The sequence below is a fragment of the Methylosinus sp. R-45379 genome (assembly GCF_001644125.1).
Classification (GTDB): domain Bacteria; phylum Pseudomonadota; class Alphaproteobacteria; order Rhizobiales; family Beijerinckiaceae; genus Methylosinus.
In genome coordinates this window covers 1-1,167 of record NZ_LUUM01000028.1, presented here as the reverse complement: position 1 = coordinate 1,167, position 1,167 = coordinate 1, and the positions used below count along the sequence as shown (strand labels likewise).

General features: G+C 66.7%; 2 protein-coding genes. One reads left to right on the top strand and one right to left on the bottom strand.

From position 1 onward, the window contains the following. Positions 1 to 876, top strand: an 876-nt coding sequence (locus A1351_RS02050) for a recombinase family protein (protein WP_064032021.1), incomplete at its 5' end; no start/stop codon positions are given. Positions 877 to 918: 42 nt separating this feature from the next. On the opposite strand, the gene repC is transcribed toward A1351_RS02050, so the two are convergent. Next, positions 919 to 1,167 (bottom strand): replication initiation protein RepC (gene repC / locus A1351_RS02045; RefSeq protein ID WP_245291554.1); only part of this gene is annotated, 249 nt, incomplete at its 5' end.

The window sequence follows — 1,167 nt, the reverse complement described above, 5'->3', positions numbered from 1 at the left end:
CAGGTCACGGACGCGCAGACCGATGTGCTGAAGGCGGCCGGCTGCGTCGAGATTTTTCGCGAGCATATGTCGGGCGCCAAGGCCTCGCGGCCGGAGCTGGCCAAGGCGCTGGCGCGGGTGCGCCGCGGCGACGTGCTGGTCGTCGCGCGGCTCGACCGATTGGCCCGCTCACTGTCGCATCTCCTCGCCGTGATCGCCGAGCTCGACGCCAAGGGCGCGCATTTCAAATCGCTCGCCGATCCCATCGACACCACTACCCCGCAGGGCCGTTTCGCCCTGCAGGTTCTCGGCGCCGTGGCCGAGTTGGAGCGCGCGCTGATCCAGGAGCGCACCAAAGACGGCTTGCGCGCCGCCAAAAAGCGCGGCCGCATCGGCGGCAATCCAAAACTCCGCGCCGGCGACCGCGACGCCATCCAGCGCATCGTAGACGCGAAGGCGGCGAACTATTTCGAGCGCGTCAATCGCACAGCCGAACATTGGCTGCCGGTCGTCCGGCAAATGCGCCCGGATCACCGCTGGCAGGATGTCGTGCGCGTGCTCAACGCCAAGCGCGATAGCTCCAGCGGCGCTCCCCTGCCCCAATGGACCGTCGAGCGCCTGAAGCGCGCGGTCAAATGCTTCGTCGCCGAGGGTTTGATCGAGCCCCGCCTCCTTCATCAAACCGCTAGCCGAAAAGTCAGCAGCGAACGCCTCGTCACGCTCGTCGCCGGGATCAAACGGGCCAATCCCGATCTGACGCTCGCACAAATCGGCGCGCAGCTCGAGGCCATGTATGAGCGCACGCCGCGCGGCGGAGCCCGCTGGGCGCCCTCCTCCGTCAAAAGCCTGCTCGACCGCGCGGAAAAACTTCGGTTGCTCGGCGCCGAAACACTGTGATCGAGCGGACTGCCGAGGCTCGTTCGGAAATCCATTCCGACATCACCCCGCCCTCTTGCGATCTCTCGCCGCCTTCGCTGCCTTTCCTCGCAACAGGGCCATCAGCACCGGCCCGAGCGAGAATTCCCCTGCCCTCGCCTTTTCGGTCAGGACGCGGAGATAACCGCCAGCGCTTTTGATTTCATCGCCGCGTTGCAGGATCGCGGCGATGACGATCGCGGCGTCATGCTCGCCCAAGACGTCCAAGGCTTGCGACCAGGCGTCTGGCGAAACGCCGAGCGCCGAGCGCAC